The organism is Streptosporangium nondiastaticum, from assembly GCF_003011965.1.
GTDB lineage: Bacteria > Actinomycetota > Actinomycetes > Streptomycetales > Streptomycetaceae > Streptomyces > Streptomyces nondiastaticus.
In genome coordinates, this window is the sequence record NZ_PXWG01000040.1 from 18212 (window position 1) to 34308 (window position 16097).

Here is a 16097-nt window from a genome sequence, read left to right on the forward strand (position 1 = left end):
CCCCCCGCGGTAATTTCACCGGAGCCGGGCAACCCCGGAGCCACCCCTCCCGTCTGGGACAATGGTCATGCCAGGACCGTAAGGAAGGAAGTGCCGTGGCTCAGGCTCAGAGCACCGAGGCCGACTGGGTCTCCCGTTTCGCCGACGAGGTCATTGCCGAAGCGGAGCGCCGGGCCCCCGGCAAACCGATCGTCGTCGCCTCGGGCCTGTCGCCCTCCGGCCCGATCCACCTCGGCAATCTGCGCGAGGTCATGACGCCGCACCTCGTCGCCGACGAGATCCGCCGCCGGGGCCACGAGGTCCGGCACCTGATCTCCTGGGACGACTACGACCGCTACCGCAAGGTGCCGAACGGCGTCCCCGGCATCGACGAGTCCTGGGCCGACCACATCGGCAAGCCCCTGACCTCGGTCCCGGCCCCCGCCGGCTCGGCGTACCCGAACTGGGCCGAGCACTTCAAGGCCGCCATGGTCGCCTCGCTCGCCGAGCTCGGCATCGAGTACGACCCGATCAGCCAGACCGAGCAGTACACCTCCGGCGTCTACCGCGAGCAGATCCTGCACGCGATGAAGCACCGCGCCGACATCGACGCGATCCTCGACCAGTACCGGACGAAGGACAAGGCGACCGGCCAGCCGAAGAAGCAGGGCCAGAAGCAGCAGCAGAAGCCCGTCGACGAGGCCGAGCTGGAGGCCGCCGAGGGCTCCGGCGCCGCCGCCGAGGACGACGGCAGCGGCTCCGGCGCGGGCTACTTCCCGTACAAGCCCTACTGCGGCGCCTGCGAGCGCGACCTGACGACCGTCACCGCGTACGACGACGAGACCACCGAGCTCGCCTACACCTGCGTGTGCGGCCACTCGGAGACGGTCCTGCTCAGCGAGTTCAACCGCGGCAAGCTGGTCTGGAAGGTCGACTGGCCCATGCGCTGGGCCTACGAAGGCGTGATCTTCGAGCCCTCCGGCGTGGACCACTCCTCCCCGGGCTCCTCCTTCGTCGTCGGCGGCCAGATCGTCCGCAAGGTCTTCGGCGGCGAGCAGCCGATCGGCCCGATGTACGCCTTCGTCGGCATCAGCGGCATGGCCAAGATGTCCTCCTCCAAGGGCGGCGTGCCCACCCCCGGCGACGCCCTCAAGATCATGGAGGCGCCGCTGCTGCGCTGGCTGTACGCCCGCCGCAAGCCCAACCAGTCCTTCAAGATCGCCTTCGACCAGGAGATCCAGCGGCTCTACGACGAGTGGGACAAGCTGGAGGCCAAGGTCGCCGACGGCACCGCCCTGCCCGCCGACGCCGCCGCGCACTCCCGCGCCGCCCGCACCGCCGCCGGCGAGCTGCCGCGCACCCCGCGGCCGCTGCCGTACCGCACGCTCGCCTCCGTCGTCGACATCACCGCCGGCCACGACGAGCAGACGATCCGCATCCTCAGCGACCTCGACCCGGCCAACCCCGTCGCCGACCTCGACGAGGTCCGCCCGCGCCTGGACCGGGCCGAGCACTGGATCAACACCCAGGTCCCCGCCGAGTCCCGCACGATCGTCCGCTCCGAGCCCGACACCGAGCTCCTCGGCTCGCTCGACGAGCAGGGCCGCGAATCGCTGCGGCTCCTCCTGGAAGGCCTCGACGACCACTGGTCGCTCGACGGCCTCACCACGCTCGTCTACGGCGTGCCCAAGATCCAGGCCGGCCTCACGCCCGACGCCAAGCCCACCCCGGAGCTGAAGGTCGCCCAGCGGTCCTTCTTCGCGCTCCTCTACCACCTGCTGGTCAGCCGCGACACCGGCCCGCGCCTGCCCACGCTGCTCCTCGCCGTGGGAGCGGACCGGGTCCGCAAGCTCCTCGGCGCGTAGCTCCTGAGCGCACGAAGACGCCGGGCCCGCTCGACCGCAAGGATCGAGCGGGCCCGGCGTCTTCGCGTACGGAGAGGCGCTACTTGTTCGCCGCGGCGACCGCCGCCACCGCCTCCTTGGCCGCGTCCTGCGCGCCCTTCGCGATGTCGTCCGCGGCCGGGTTCTTCGCGCCCTGGAAGCCGGCGCCGCTGTACTTCACCGTGACGACCACATTGCCCGTACGGGCCACGACCGTCGCGTTGCGGTAGTCGTCGTCGTCCTTCTTGGTGTCCGTGGCGACCAGGTTCGCGCCGTCGCCGATGCCCTCGGCCTTGGTGGTCTTCGCGTCCTTCGCGCCGTCCGCCGTGGTCGCCTTCGTCACCTGCTGCTCGGCGAACTTCTCGGCGCGCTTCTCACCCGAACCCAGCGTCGGGTCCGAGGCCAGCCGCTTGTAGGAGACCGTCAGCGAACGGAACTGCAGGTCCTTGACGTCCTCGTCGTTCAGGCCGTTCCAGAAGCAGCTCGCCGAGTCGTTGGCGTCGCTGGTGGCGAGGGCCTCGCCCTCCTTCTTCTTCGCCTTCGGCACCAGCGAGTCGATCGTCTTCTCCGCGATCGTCTTGCAGACCTCCGGCGGCAGCTTGGCGAACGTGGCCGCCTTGACCGACGGCGAGGCGCCGGGAGCCGACGCGGAGGCGGAGGGGGAGGGCGACTTCTTCTTCGCGCCGCCCTCGTCGTCCGAGCAGCCGGTGGCGACGAGCATCACCGGTACTGCGGCGCAGGCGAGGAGTCGGGCGAGTCGCGGGGCTGTTCGGTGCATGGGTCCTTCGCTCGTTCGGTGTCGAGGGGCCGGCCTTGCCGGTCGGCCCTCTTGGCTGGCCTTGCGTTGGTCGGCCTTGCTGGTCGGCACGGTACGCGGCCGACGCGGGCCGGTGGCCGTATTGGGGCGTTACTCGCCGGGCCGGGTCGGGCTAATTGCCGAAGTGCCCCGCCTCGAGCTCGCGGGCCAGGGACTGGGCCTTGCCCTGGAGGTCCTCACTGGCGGGGATGTGCAGCTTGTCCACCGACCACTGGTCGTAGGCGATCGTGACGATCACGTTCGCCGCCCGGAAGACGATGTTGATGTCCCGGTGCACGCCGGAGCCCGAATTGATCAGCTTGTCGTCGATGAAGGCGTCGTCACCGAGATCGTCCAGGGCGCGCGGCGCGAGCGACGCGCCACCGGCCGGAGAGCCGGAAGCGCTCGGCGCGCCCGTACGGGACGCCGACGGGGACGGCGAGCCGCTCGCCGCGCCGCCCTGCGGGTGCGGACCCGCGCTCGCGCCCTTCGGCGCACCGGCGGAGGCCGCGGGAGACGAGCCCGACGCCGACGGGGAGGCCGAGGAGACCGGGATGTGCGCGGCGGTCGCCTGCCGGTCGTACAGCTGCTCCGCGCGCTGCTCGTCGCTGACGCCGGGCTGGTACGACACGACGCGCTCGAAGTCCACGGCCAGGTGCCGGGTACCCTGCGGGGTCTCCAGCTTCCAGCGGCAGCCGACGCGGCGGTCGGTGTCGTAGGTGATCGCGGCTTGGCCCTTGTAGAGCTTCGCGGTGTCGCGGCCGTCCTCGTCGTCGCCGGTGGCGGGCAGGAGGCGGCGCAGGGTGTCGCGGTTCACGTAGCCGCAGGGCTCGGGGAGGCTGTGGTACTTGCCCGGCTGCGCGGCGGGTGCGGTGGCGCCGGCCCGGCCGGGCTTGGCGTCGTCGCCGCCGTCGGCGCCGGCCCCGCCGCTGCAGGCGGTGAGCACCGCGGCGAGCGTGGCGGCGGCCAGTGCGGCGGCCGGTGCGTGAGCCCTTCGCTGCACTGTCCGTGGCTCCTTCCACCGGCTGCGGGCCGCATCCCGTGCCGGAAAACGTGTTGCCGCCGCGGAGGCGGCGGCTGGACAGTATGTCTACCGCAAGCGCCGCCGCGTCTGCCGGTTCGCTGTCGTGAATCGTGAGATATGTCCGGCTTTTGCGTTATCTTGCTTTTACGGGGTTATGAGGAAAACCATGTCCTACACCGAGGTGCCCGGCGCCCGGGTGCCGATCCGCATGTGGACCGATCCGGCCACGGTCGAGGACGTTGCCATGCAGCAGCTGCGCAACGTCTCCACCCTGCCATGGATCAAGGGACTCGCGGTCATGCCGGACGTCCACTTCGGCAAGGGCGCCACGGTCGGCTCGGTGATCGCCATGCAGGGCGCGGTGTGCCCGGCGGCGGTCGGCGTCGACATCGGCTGCGGGATGTCCGCCGTGAAGACGTCACTGACGGCCAACGACCTCCCCGGTGATCTCTCCCGGCTGCGGTCGAAGATCGAGGAGGCCATTCCGGTGGGCTTCTCGATGCACGACGACCCGGTCGACCCGCGGCGGCTGCACGGGTTGCCGACGGCGGGGTGGGATGAGTTCTGGGGGCGGTTCGACGGGGTTGCGGAGGCGGTCAAATTCCGTCAGAGCCGAGCGCTGAAGCAGATGGGTTCGCTCGGAGGCGGGAACCACTTTGTCGAGATTTGTCTTGATGAGACAAATTCTGTCTGGTTGATGCTGCACTCCGGTTCTCGCAACATCGGCAAGGAACTGGCCGAGCACCACATCGGCGAGGCCCGGAAGCTGTCGCACAACCAGGGTCTGGTCGACCGTGACCTCGCGGTCTTCATCGCGGACACCCCGCAGATGGCCGCCTACCGGCACGACCTGTTCTGGGCGCAGGAGTACGCGCGGCACAACCGCGAGATCATGATGGCGCTGCTTCAGGATGTCGTCCGCAAGGAGTTCAAGAAGGCCAAGCCGATCTTCGAACCGGTCATTTCCTGTCACCACAACTACGTGGCTGAGGAGCAGTACGAGGGCATGGACCTGCTGGTCACCCGCAAGGGCGCGATCCGCGCCGGCGGTGGCGAGTACGGCATCATCCCGGGCTCGATGGGCACCGGCTCGTACATCGTCCGCGGCCTGGGCAACGAGGCGTCGTTCAACTCCGCCTCGCATGGTGCCGGCCGCCGGATGAGCCGCAACCAGGCGAAGAAGCGATTCTCCGAGCGGGACCTGGCGGACCAGACGCGCGGCGTCGAGTGCCGCAAGGACCGCGGAGTGGTCGACGAGATCCCGGCCGCGTACAAGCCGATCGAGCAGGTCATGGAGCAGCAGCGGGATCTCGTCGAGGTCGTCGCCAAGCTGAAGCAGGTCGTCTGCGTGAAGGGCTAGCGACACCCCGGTCCCCGGCCGGGGTGTCGCCGGACCCTCTAGCCGCGCACGTCCTGCGGGTACCAGCGCAGCTCGACCGTGTTGCCGTCCGGGTCCTGGACGTAGAGCGACTCCGCGTTGCCGCGGGCGCCGAAGCGTTGGCCCGGGCCGTCGACGACGGTGAAGACGCCGGAGTCGATCACGGTCTGCCAGTCGAGGGGCTCGACCGCGAGGCAGATGTGGTCGACGTTGGAGGCGGCCGCGTCGCCGCGGTCGCGCTCCACCAGGTCGATGATCGCGGTGGGGGAGATGCGCACGGACGGGAACGGCGCCCGGCCGGCGCGCCACTCGTCGACGCGGACGGGGTCGAGGCCGAGCGGCCCGGTGTAGAAGGCGAGGGACCGCTCGACGTCGGCGACGTTGAGGACGAGGTGGTCGAAGGCTATGACGCGCATGTGCTTCCCTTTCGTGCCGGGCCGTCCCCCCGGACGGCCGCCCCATGAACGTAGCCGCTGGAGATCATCCGCGCGATCTTTCGCCCGCTTCCGGGTCCGGGCGCCGTGGTCTCAGGCCTCGCGGTGGACCTTGTAGTTGCTGGCCTGCGCGCGGGGCCGTACGACGAGCAGGTCGATGTTCACGTGCGGGGGCCGGGTGACGGCCCAGCCGATGGTGTCGGCGACGTCCTCGGCGGTGAGGGGCTCGGCGACGCCCGCGTAGACGGCGTCGGCTTTGGCCTGGTCGCCGCGGAAGCGGGTGAGGGCGAACTCGTCGGTGCGGACCATGCCGGGGGCGATCTCGATGACGCGGACGGGCTGTCCGCACAGCTCCAGGCGGAGGGTCTCGGCGACGGCGTGGGCGCCGTGCTTGGCGGCGGCGTAGCCGCTGCCGCCCTCGTAGGTGCCGAGGGCGGCGGTGGAGGAGAGGATCAGCACCGTGCCGTCGCCGCTCGCGGTGAGGGCGGGGAGCAGGGCCTGGGTCATGTGGAGCACGCCGAGGACGTTGACCTCGTACATGGTGCGCCAGTCGGCGGGGTCGGCGGTGGCGACGGGGTCGGCGCCGTGGGCGCCGCCGGCGTTGTTGATGAGGACGTCGACGCGGTCGAGGGTGGCGGCGAAGGCGTCGACGGCGGCGCGGTCGGTGACGTCGAGGGCGTGGGCGCGGGCGCCGGGGAGTTCCTTGGCGAGGGCCTCGATGCGGTCGGCGCGGCGGGCGGTGAGGACGACGCGGTAGCCCTCGGCGGCGAGCCGGCGGGCGGTGGCGGCGCCGATGCCGCTGCTCGCGCCGGTGATGACGGCGGTGCGGGTGCTCATGGTGATGCCTCCTGAGGCGCGCGGGTGTCCCCGGGCAGGATATTCAGCGGCCGCGTGGCACGTACATGATGATCGCCACGCCGATGAGGCAGACGAGCGCGCCGAGGACGTCGTAGCGGTCGGGCCGGTAGCCGTCGGCGACCATGCCCCAGGCGAGGGAGCCGGCGACGAAGATCCCGCCGTAGGCGGCGAGGATGCGGCCGAAGTGGGCGTCGGGCTGGAGGGTGGCGACGAAGCCGTAGGCCCCGAGGGCGGCGATGCCGGCGCCGATCCAGATCCAGCCGGGTGACCGGTGCTCGCGTACGCCCTGCCAGACGAGCCAGGCGCCGCCGATCTCCAGGAGCGCGGCGAGGAGGAAGAGGGCGATGGAGCGGGCGATCAGCATGCTCGCAGCGTACGGCGGTGCGGTGCGCGGGCGGCCGCGGCCGGACGGGGGCGGGGTGACGGCAGGACGGGGAGGGCTACGGCCAGACGAGGCAGTAGGGCTGGTGGCCGTTCTCGTGGAGGCGGTGGGAGAAGTCCTGCCACTCGCGCAGGAGCTGGTAGACGCCGAAGGCGTCGCGGGGGCCGCCGCGGTCGGGGACGGTGGACCAGATGAAGGCGGCGGCGCCGACGGACTCCTCGCCGATGCCGCGCAGCGGGTCGACGACGGTCATGGGCAGTTTGACGACGGCGTAGTCGGGGTGGAGGACGACCAGTTCGAGCGGGGGGACCTTGTGCAGGGGTATGCCCTCGATGCCGGTGAGCACCATGGCGGCCACGGTCTCCGGCTTGATGCGGGTGAACATGCCGCCCATGCCGAGCTCGTCGCCGCCGAGCTCCTCGGGGCGCATGGAGATGGGGACGTTCGCCGCGGCCGCGCTGTTGGGTGCCCCGAAGTACTTGTAGGTCACCCCCACGCGGCCGCTCCTGTTTCCTGTGCTGTTCGTGTTGCTCGTCTTGCCCGTGCTGCTCGTGCTGCCCGTACTGCTCGTGCTGCTCGTACTGCTCGTACTGCTCATGTTGTCCGTGCTGTCGGGGAGCTGCTCCTCGCGCCGGTCGCGCCGGCCCCTGTGGCGGCCCCTGCGGGCCTGCCGGGCGCGCTCGGGGCCCAGGTCACCGGTGCCCTCACCCAGTCCGCCACCGCGCTGCATATCTCCACCTGACCGCTTTTTCCTACGCAGCACTGCCCCCGCCGCGCAACCCGATCATCGTCTCAGAGACCTCCCCCGTGCACAGCGTGCGAAACGCCCGGAGCCTAGTCCGGGTGAGGCTCTGAGACCATGGCTAGCGTGAGCTACCCATACCCCATGCAAGCGCCAGTCTCGCAGACACTCTTCGACCGCGCCGCTGTCGTGACGCCCGGCGGCGTGAACTCCCCGGTCAGGGCTTTCCGGGCCGTGGGTGGTACGCCCCGGTTCATGGTGTCCGGCACCGGTCCGTACCTCACTGATGCCGACGGCCGGGAGTACGTCGACCTCGTGTGCTCGTGGGGGCCGATGATCCTCGGGCACGCGCACCCCGAGGTGATCGCGGCCGTCCAGGAGGCGGTGGCCCGGGGGACGTCCTTCGGTACGCCGGGTGAGGGGGAGGTCGCGCTCGCCGAGGAGATCGTCGCGCGCGTCGAGCCCGTGGAGCAGGTGCGCCTGGTGTCGTCGGGCACCGAGGCGACGATGTCGGCGATCCGGCTGGCGCGCGGGTTCACCGGCCGCGCCAAGGTGATCAAGTTCGCGGGCTGCTACCACGGTCACGTGGACGCGCTGCTGGCCGCGGCGGGCTCGGGCGTGGCGACGTTCGGGCTGCCGGACACGCCGGGCGTCACGGGCGCGCAGGCCGGGGACACCATCGTGCTGCCGTACAACGACCTGGAGGCCGTGCACGAGGCCTTCCACGCCTTCCCGGGCGAGATCGCCTGTGTGATCACGGAGGCGTCGCCGGGCAACATGGGCGTGGTGCCGCCGCTGCCGGGCTTCAACCAGGGGCTGAAGGACGCGTGCGCCAAGAACGGCGCGCTGTTCATCTCCGACGAGGTGATGACGGGTTTCCGCACGTCGAAGGCGGGCTGGTACGGCGTCGACGGCGTGAAGCCGGATCTGATGACGTTCGGCAAGGTGATGGGCGGCGGCTTCCCGGCGGCGGCGTTCGGCGGCCGGGCCGATGTGATGGCGCACCTGGCTCCGGCGGGCCCGGTCTACCAGGCGGGCACGCTGTCGGGTAACCCGGTGGCGACGGCGGCGGGCCTGGCGCAGCTGCGGCTGCTGGACGACGCGGCGTACGAGAAGGTCGACGCGGTGTCCGCGGAGATCAGCGGTCTGGTGAGCGAGGCGCTGACCAAGCAGGGCGTGGCGCACCGCCTGCAGACGGCGAGCAACATGTTCTCGGTGTTCTTCACCGGGCGCGAGGTGCGGAACTACGACGACGCGCGGGGGCAGGAGGCGTTCCGGTTCAACGCGTTCTTCCACTCGATGCTGTCGCAGGGCGTGTATCTGCCGCCGTCGGCGTTCGAGTCGTGGTTCGTCTCGACGGCGCACGACGCGGCGGCGGTGGAGCGGATCGCGGCGGCGCTGCCGGCGGCGGCGCGCGCGGCGGCCGAGGCGACCGAGGAGGGGGCGAAGTGAGCCGGGAGAAGGACGCGGAGCGGGGGCGGGACGACATCACGGTCGTGCACCTGATGCGTCATGGCGAGGTCCACAACCCGGAGGGCGTGCTTTACGGGCGGCGGGCCGGCTATCACCTGTCGGACCTGGGCCGCCGGATGGCGGACCGGGTGGCGGAGCACCTGGCGGGGCGGGACATCACCCATGTGGTGGCGTCGCCGCTGGAGCGGGCGCAGGAGACGGCCTCGCCGATCGCCAAGACGCACGGGCTGGACCTGGCGACGGACGAGCGGCTGATCGAGGCGGCGAACGTCTTCGAGGGCAAGACGTTCGGGGTCGGTGACGGTGCGCTGAAGAAGCCGGCGAACTGGAAGTACCTGACGAATCCTTTCCGCCCGTCGTGGGGCGAGCCGTACGTCGAGCAGGTCGTGCGGATGATGAGCGCGCTGGACGCGGCGAAGGACGCGGCGCGTGGTCATGAGGCGGTGTGCGTGAGCCACCAGCTGCCGATCTGGATCGTGCGGAGCTTCGTGGAGCGGCGGCGGCTGTGGCACGACCCGCGGAAGCGGGAGTGCACGCTGGCGAGCCTGACGACGTTCACCTATAGGGGGGACAAGATCGTGTCGGTGGGGTACAGCGAACCGGCCCGGGATCTGGTGCCGGCGCATCTCCTCGCGGGGGCCAAGCCGGTGAAGGGCGGGCCCAAGGCGTTCGGCGCCTGAAGCCCTTTCGGCGGAGTACGGGTTGCTCCGTAAGGCGGCTGCGGCTGCGTAAATGCGGGGCAACTCCGTAAAGACGGGGGAAACTGCGCAACCGCCGTACTCGACGCGCCCTCTCACGCAATGTCGTTTTATATGGACGACAACGGCGTGGGGCACGGCGAGTACGGACGGAGTCGACATGCGCGACATCAGCCGGCGGGGTCTCCTCGGTTGGGGCGTGGGAGCGGCCGCGGCGCTGGGCGGCGTCGCGGGCTGCTCCTCCGCCGCGGCCCCCGAAGAGCGGCGCAGCGGTCCGGCGGCGAAGGCCGTCGAGCGGGCCAAGGCGAGGCCGATCGGCGACGGTTCGACGGCGGACGCGGGGCCGCAGCCCAATCAGCCGCCGGAGCCCGAGCGGCTGGAGCCGGGGCAGAAGCCGCCGCAGTTCGTGATCTTCTCGTGGGACGGGGCGGGCGAGGTCGGCAACGGGCTCTTCCCGCGCTTCCGGAAGCTGGCGCAGGACCACAACGCGCGGATGACGTTCTTCCTGTCCGGGCTGTATCTGCTGCCCGAGTCGAAGCGGCACCGCTACAAGCCGCCGAACAACCCGGTCGGCGCCTCCGACATCGGTTACCTCACCGACGAGCACGTCCGGGCGACGCTCGCGAACGTGCGGGAGGCGTGGCTGGAGGGGCATGAGATCGGCACCCACTTCAACGGTCACTTCTGTTCGGGGGAGGGGTCGGTCGGCCGGTGGGAGGGGGAGGACTGGGAGTCGGAGATCGAGCAGGCGGTCTCGTTCGTCACGGAGTGGCGGACGAACACGGGGTTCAGTGATCTGGAGCCGCTGCCGTTCGACTACCGCAAGGAGCTGGTGGGCGCGCGGACGCCGTGTCTGCTGGGGCAGGACAACCTGCTGCCGACGGCGGCGAAGCTCGGCTGGCGCTACGACGCGAGTTCTCCGGGCGGGACGCAGGTGTGGCCGTCGAAGAAGCACGGTCTGTGGGATCTCCCGCTGCAGCAGATTCCCTTTCCCGGGCATTCGTTCGAAGTCCTGTCGATGGACTACAACATCCTCGCCAATCAGTCGAAGAACACGACGCGCGGCCCTTCGGTGCACTATCCGGAATGGCGGCAGCAGGCGACGGAGTCCTATCTCGCCGGATTCGAGCGGGCGTACGAGACGAATCGCGCGCCGTTCTTCATCGGCAACCACTTCGAGGAGTGGAACGGCGGCATTTATATGGATGCGGTGGAGGAAGCTCTGAAACGCATCGCCGACGATCAGTACAAGGACGTGCGGCTGGTCTCCTTCCGCCAGTTCGTGGACTGGCTGGACGCCCAGGATCCGGCCGTGCTGCGCGGCCTGCGCCGGCTGGAGGTCGGCGAGAAGTGGCACGCCGGGGTGGCGGCCTGACCGCCCGCACACCCGCCTCCCGGGGCCCCGCCGGGCGCCGGTTCGCGTCACAGGGGGGCGCGGAAGATCCCTAAACGGACCATGCGAAACTTTTCACATGAGTGCCTGCCGCGCCTTTCGACGCCCCGGACCACGCCGGCGTATCACCATGCCGGCCATCCTCGCCGCCGCCGCGGCCCTGTCCCTGACCGCCTGCGGCTCGGGCGACAACCCCAAGAGCGGCGGCCAGACCCAGTTCGTGCAGGGCACGGGCGGCGTGAGCGTCGTCAGCGACAAGGGCGGGCGGCAGGACGCGCCCGACCTCTCCGGCAAGACGCTGGAGGGCAAGGAACTCGACATCGCCAAGGACTACAAGGGCAAGATCGTCGTCCTTAACGTCTGGGGCTCGTGGTGCTCCCCGTGCCGCGCCGAGGCCAAGAACCTCGTCAACGTCGCCAACGACTACAAGGACAAGGGCGTCCAGTTCGTCGGGCTCAACACCCGCGACTCCGACCCCGCCCCGGCGATCAAGTTCGAGAAGGAGTTCGAGGTCCCGTACCCGAGCCTCTACGACTCGGCCGGCAAGCTCCTGCTGCGCTTCCCCGCGGGCAGCCTCAACCCCCAGTCCATCCCCTCCACCGTCTTCATCGACCGCGACGGGAAGATCGCCGCGCGGGCGATCAAGGCGCTGACCGAGGAAGAGCTCCGCAAGACGCTCGACCCGCTGGTCGCGGAGAAGTGATCCGGTGACCCCCGCCACCTCCGCCGCCGTCACGGTCGCCGTCGGCGAGATGAACCAGACGGTGCTCTCCGGGGCGCTGCTGCTGGCCCTGCCCGTCGCCCTGTTCGGCGGGCTGGTCTCGTTCTTCTCGCCGTGCGTGCTGCCGCTCGTCCCCGGCTACCTCTCCTACGTGACGGGGGTCAGCGGGGCGGATCTGGCCGAGTCCCGCAAGGGCCGGATGCTCGCCGGGTCCACCCTCTTCGTGCTCGGCTTCACCTTCGTCTTCGTCTCCATGGGCACGCTCTTCGGCTGGGTCGGCCGGGCGCTGCTGGTCCACCAGGAGACGATCACCAAGGTGATGGGGGTCCTCACCATCGCGATGGGCCTCGCCTTCATGGGTCTGCTCAACAGATTCGGGCAGCGCGAGTTCCGCTTCCACACCCGGCCCACCATGGGCCTGGTGGGGGCGCCCCTGCTGGGCGCGCTCTTCGGGCTGGGCTGGGCGCCGTGCATCGGCCCGACGCTCGCCTCCGTCCTCTCCCTCTCCTCCACCCAGGCCAGCGCCGGGCGCGGCGCGCTGCTGACCGTCGCCTACTGCCTCGGCCTGGGCCTGCCGTTCATCCTGAGCGCGGTGGCCTTCCGGCGCGCGCTCGGCGCGTTCGGCTGGGTCAAGCGGCACTATGCATGGGTCATGCGCGCCGGCGGGCTGATGCTGGTCGTCGTCGGCGTGCTCCTCGTCACGGGGGTGTGGGACAGCATGATCCGCGAACTGCAGACGTGGTCCAGCTCTTTCTCCCCCGAGGTCTGATGTAAATGGGCACGACAGAGACACCCCCCGCCGCCGACGGCGCGGCCGACGAGACGGACGCCGCGGCCGCCGGCTCGCGGCTGTCCACGGCCCCCGAGGAGGAGCGCGGCCAGGCCGTGCCCGGCTCCTTCGGCGGCGTCCGCAAGCCCGGCGCGTTCGGGTACGCGGCCTGGGCCGCGCGCGAGACGATCGGCTGGGCCCGCTGGTTCTGGCGGCAGCTGACCTCCATGCGGGTCGCCCTGATCCTGCTGTTCCTGCTCTCGCTCGCGACCGTCCCCGGCTCGCTCGTCCCGCAGACCAGCGTGGACGCGGTCAAGGCCGAGGGGTGGCGCAAGTCCCACGAGACCCTCGGCCCGCTCTACGACAAGCTCGGCCTGTTCCACGTCTACAGCTCGGTGTGGTTCTCCGCGATCTACATCCTGCTGTTCACGTCCCTCGTCGGCTGCATCGTCCCGCGCACCTGGCAGTTCGTCGGCCAGCTCCGCGGCCGCCCGCCGGCCGCCCCCCGCAACCTCAGGCGCCTGCCCGCCCACACCACGTGGCGCACGGACGCCGAGCCCGAGCAGGTCCTGGCCGCGGCCCGCACGCTCCTGAAGAAGCGCCGTTTCCGCACCGAGCCGGGCAGCGACTCCGTGGCCTCCGAGAAGGGCTACCTCCGCGAGGCCGGCAACCTCGTCTTCCACATCGCGCTCATCGTGCTGCTGATCGCCTTCGCCTCCGGGCAGCTGTGGAAGTCCGAGGGCCAGAAGCTGATCGTCGAGGGCGACGGCTTCGCGAACACGCTCGTCCAGTACGACGACTTCAAGTCCGGCTCGCTGTTCACGGCCGACGACCTCAAGCCCTTCAGCTTCTACCTCGACGACTTCGAGGCCACGTACGAGCGCACCGGCCCCCAGCGCGGCACCCCGCGCACCTACGAGGCCCACGTCACCTACCACGAGGGCGCCGACGGGCCCGGCCGCAAGGCCACGGTCAAGGTCAACGAGCCGCTGGAGACCTCCGGCTCGAAGGTCTACCTGATCGGCCACGGCTACGCGCCCGTCGTCACCGTCCGCGACGGCCAGGGCGACGTCGCCTTCCGCGGCGGCATCCCGTCCCTGCCGATCGACAACAACATCACCGAGTCGACCGTCCTCAAGGTCGGCGACTACCGCACCAAGGACGGCAAGAAGGACCAGATCGGCTTCAAGGGCAACTTCGTGCCCACCCTGGACCTGAAGACCGGCACCATGCTGTCCCAGTTCCCCGACCTGGACAATCCGCGCCTCGTCCTCACCGCCTACCACGGCTGGCTCGGCACCAACAGCGGCACGCCGCAGAACGTCTACCAGCTCGACGTGTCCAAGATGCAGCAGTTCAAGGACAAGGACGGCAACCCCTTCGCGCAGGCCCTCAAGGTCGGCGACACCATGACGCTGCCCGACGGCGGCACCCTGAAGTTCGAGGGCATCAAGCCCTGGGCCACCTTCCAGATCTCCCAGCAGCCCGGCAACAGCACCGCCCTCGCCGGCGCGGTCGCGGCCCTCGCCGGCGTCGCCGGCTCCCTGTTCATCCAGCGCCGCCGCGTCTGGGTGCGGGCCGTCCGCGGCAAGGACGGCCACACCGTCGTCGAGCTGGCCGGCCTCGGCCGCAGCGAGTCCGCGAAGCTCCCCGAGGAGCTCGCCGACCTCGCCGCCGCCCTCCAGGCCGACGCCCCGCCCGTGACCGCCACGGACGCCCCCGACCCCGCGGAGTCCGCAGAGTCCGCGGATCCCTCCGCAGCATCCGAAGGAGCGCGCGCGTGATCGCCATCGCTGCCGCAGCCAACGAGAACCTGGCCCACATCAGTAACGTACTGATCTATTCGGCCATGGCCGTCTACACCCTGGCCTTCCTCGCCCACATCGCCGAGTGGGTGTTCGGCAGCCGGAGCGCCGTCGGCCGCACCGCCGCCGCGATCACCACCGAGGCCGGGGCCGCCCGCGCCGCCGCGGGCGCGAGCGCCCAGGGCGGCGGCACCGCCGTCCTGGAGCGCCCCAAGGTCGTCACCCGCGCCGCCACCGGCAGCCGCGACGTGCCCGACGGCCCCGGCGCCGCCGGCACCAGCGAGAAGGGCGACGTCTACGGCCGCATCGCCGTCTCCCTGACCGTGCTGTCCTTCCTGCTCCACGCGGGCTCGGTGCTCACCCGGGCGCTGTCCGTGCAGCGCGCCCCCTGGGGCAACATGTACGAGTTCTCCACGACCTTCGGCATGACGGTCGTCGGCGTCTACCTCGGCCTGCTGGCCTTCAAGAAGAACGTGCGCTGGCTCGGCCTCCCGCTGACCACCACGATCCTCCTCGACCTCGGCCTCGCCGTCTCCGTGCTCTACACCGAGAGCGACCAGCTCGTCCCGGCCCTCCACTCGTACTGGCTGTGGATCCACGTCTCCACCGCGATCCTGTGCGGCGCCGCGTTCTGGGTCGGCGCCTGCTCCACCCTGCTCTACCTCTTCCGCGACGGCTACGAGGCCCGCCTCGTCGAGGGCCGCACCGGCGCCGGCCTCCGCCGCTACCTGGACGAGCTGCCCCAGGACCGCCGTTACGCCCGCTTCAAGGCCAAGCTCGCGCTGCGCACCGACAACCCCATGTCGCGCCTGCCCGCCGCCGCCACCCTCGACAAGCTGGGCTACCGCATCAACGCCACGGTCTTCCCGCTGTGGACGTTCACGATCATCGCCGGCGCCATCTGGGCCGAGGCCGCCTGGGGCCGCTACTGGGGCTGGGACCCCAAGGAGGTCTGGTCCTTCATCACCTGGGTCGCCTACGCCTGCTTCCTGCACGCCCGCGCCACCGCCGGCTGGAAGGGCCGCAAGGCCGCCTACATCGCCCTGGCCGCCTTCGGCTGCTACATCTTCAACTACTACGGCGTGAACATCTTCGTCACCGGCAAGCACTCGTACGCCGGAGTCTGACCGGCGCGCATCCCCTCGTACGGCCCGTTTCCCGCGCTTCCCGGAGCGCGGGGGACGGGCCGCGGTGGTAGAGCTGGGGGTATGGAGATCCCCTCCCTCTACGGGAAGTCCGAGCCGCGGGGTGAGGACAGCCACCTCCTGCGCTACGAGCTGTCGCTGCCCTACCCCCTGCCCGAGGTGTGGGTGGCCGTCGCCACCCCCGAGGGCCTGCCGACGTGGCTGGCCGCGGCCGAGCCCTTCGAGCAGCGCGAGGGCGGGGCCATCACGCTGCGCTGGCAGAACACCGACGCCTCCGGGCACGCCACCGTCGCCCCCGGCCGCGTCACCGCCTGGCGGCCGCAGCGGCTGGCCGAGTACACCGTCGAGATCCACGGCCGGATCCGCTTCGAGCTGGAGGAGGGCCCGGCCGGCGTCGGCGGCACGCTGCTGCACTTCACCAACGAGTTCACCGGCCCCGACACCGTCCGCCTGGACTGCCTGGCGGGCTGGCACCACCACTTCGAGTACCTGCTGGAGGCGCTGGCCGGCCGCCCGGCGGACTGGACGGGGTGGACCCTCGAACGCTGGCGGAAGCTCCGCGCCGAGTACGAGCTGCGCGGCACCGGCGACCCCGGCGAACCACCGGAGGACTGAAG

At 70.9% G+C, this 16097-nt stretch carries 16 protein-coding genes; 10 read left to right on the plus strand and 6 right to left on the minus strand.

From position 1 onward, the window contains the following. The first annotated feature begins 95 nt into the window (after positions 1-95). Positions 96-1844: a lysine--tRNA ligase gene (gene lysS, locus B7P34_RS16945; protein WP_106677405.1), complete on the plus strand. Its 1749-nt coding sequence runs from the start codon at positions 96-98 to the stop codon at positions 1842-1844. A 79-nt stretch (positions 1845-1923) separates the two neighbouring features. Here lysS and B7P34_RS16950 read toward each other — a convergent pair whose 3' ends face one another. Together B7P34_RS16950 and B7P34_RS16955 are read right to left on the minus strand one after the other, a co-directional pair. After that, positions 1924-2640: a DUF3558 domain-containing protein gene (locus tag B7P34_RS16950; protein WP_106677407.1), complete on the minus strand. Its 717-nt coding sequence runs from the start codon at positions 2638-2640 to the stop codon at positions 1924-1926. Between the two features lie 151 nt (positions 2641-2791). After that, positions 2792-3661 (minus strand): hypothetical protein, encoded by an 870-nt coding sequence (locus B7P34_RS16955; protein ID WP_106677409.1) that lies wholly within the window; start codon positions 3659-3661, stop codon positions 2792-2794. 187 nt (positions 3662-3848) lie between these two features. On the opposite strand from B7P34_RS16955, the gene B7P34_RS16960 reads away from it, so the two are divergent. After that, a complete protein-coding gene (locus B7P34_RS16960; RefSeq protein WP_106677411.1) occupies positions 3849-5042 on the plus strand; it encodes an RtcB family protein in 1194 nt (397 codons plus the stop codon). Positions 5043-5080: 38 nt separating this feature from the next. On the opposite strand, the gene B7P34_RS16965 is transcribed toward B7P34_RS16960, so the two are convergent. The 4 genes from B7P34_RS16965 to B7P34_RS16980 all read right to left on the minus strand — a co-directional run bounded on the left by B7P34_RS16965 (position 5081) and on the right by B7P34_RS16980 (position 7464). After that, entirely contained in the window at positions 5081-5476 is a 396-nt protein-coding gene (locus B7P34_RS16965) for a VOC family protein (protein ID WP_106677413.1), read from the minus strand. Positions 5477-5587: 111 nt separating this feature from the next. Continuing rightward, positions 5588-6331, minus strand: coding sequence for an SDR family NAD(P)-dependent oxidoreductase (locus B7P34_RS16970; RefSeq protein WP_106677415.1), 744 nt, complete (start codon positions 6329-6331; stop codon positions 5588-5590). Between the two features lie 43 nt (positions 6332-6374). After that, the gene (locus B7P34_RS16975) at positions 6375-6716 is read right to left on the minus strand and encodes a YnfA family protein (protein ID WP_106677417.1); all 342 of its coding nucleotides are present in this window, start codon (positions 6714-6716) and stop codon (positions 6375-6377) included. Between the two features lie 76 nt (positions 6717-6792). Beyond that, positions 6793-7464: a hypothetical protein gene (locus B7P34_RS16980; protein WP_106677419.1), complete on the minus strand. Its 672-nt coding sequence runs from the start codon at positions 7462-7464 to the stop codon at positions 6793-6795. A 156-nt stretch (positions 7465-7620) separates the two neighbouring features. Between B7P34_RS16980 and hemL the strand changes: the two genes are divergently transcribed. The 8 genes from hemL to B7P34_RS17020 all read left to right on the plus strand — a co-directional run bounded on the left by hemL (position 7621) and on the right by B7P34_RS17020 (position 16095). Further along, complete coding sequence (gene hemL / locus B7P34_RS16985) at positions 7621-8928, plus strand: glutamate-1-semialdehyde 2,1-aminomutase (RefSeq protein WP_223267925.1); 1308 nt, start codon at positions 7621-7623, stop codon at positions 8926-8928. A 53-nt stretch (positions 8929-8981) separates the two neighbouring features. Continuing rightward, a complete protein-coding gene (locus tag B7P34_RS16990) occupies positions 8982-9629 on the plus strand; it encodes a histidine phosphatase family protein (RefSeq protein ID WP_106677458.1) in 648 nt (215 codons plus the stop codon). A 178-nt stretch (positions 9630-9807) separates the two neighbouring features. Continuing rightward, the gene (locus tag B7P34_RS16995; RefSeq protein WP_106677423.1) at positions 9808-11022 is read left to right on the plus strand and encodes a hypothetical protein; all 1215 of its coding nucleotides are present in this window, start codon (positions 9808-9810) and stop codon (positions 11020-11022) included. A gap of 148 nt (positions 11023-11170) precedes the next feature. Beyond that, on the plus strand, positions 11171-11743 hold the full coding sequence (locus tag B7P34_RS17000; protein ID WP_223267926.1) for a TlpA family protein disulfide reductase: 573 nt from the start codon (positions 11171-11173) through the stop codon (positions 11741-11743). Positions 11744-11792: 49 nt separating this feature from the next. Continuing rightward, a complete protein-coding gene (locus B7P34_RS17005; protein ID WP_106677460.1) occupies positions 11793-12530 on the plus strand; it encodes a cytochrome c biogenesis CcdA family protein in 738 nt (245 codons plus the stop codon). Positions 12531-12535: 5 nt separating this feature from the next. Then, positions 12536-14314: a cytochrome c biogenesis protein ResB gene (gene resB, locus B7P34_RS17010; RefSeq protein ID WP_106677427.1), complete on the plus strand. Its 1779-nt coding sequence runs from the start codon at positions 12536-12538 to the stop codon at positions 14312-14314. Beyond that, positions 14311-15462, plus strand: a complete 1152-nt coding sequence (gene ccsB, locus B7P34_RS17015; RefSeq protein ID WP_223267927.1) for a c-type cytochrome biogenesis protein CcsB — start codon at positions 14311-14313, stop codon at positions 15460-15462. The genes resB and ccsB overlap by 4 nt, the downstream gene beginning before the upstream one ends. An 81-nt stretch (positions 15463-15543) precedes the next feature. Beyond that, positions 15544-16095, plus strand: coding sequence for an SRPBCC domain-containing protein (locus B7P34_RS17020; protein WP_106677429.1), 552 nt, complete (start codon positions 15544-15546; stop codon positions 16093-16095). Positions 16096-16097: the final 2 nt, after the last annotated feature.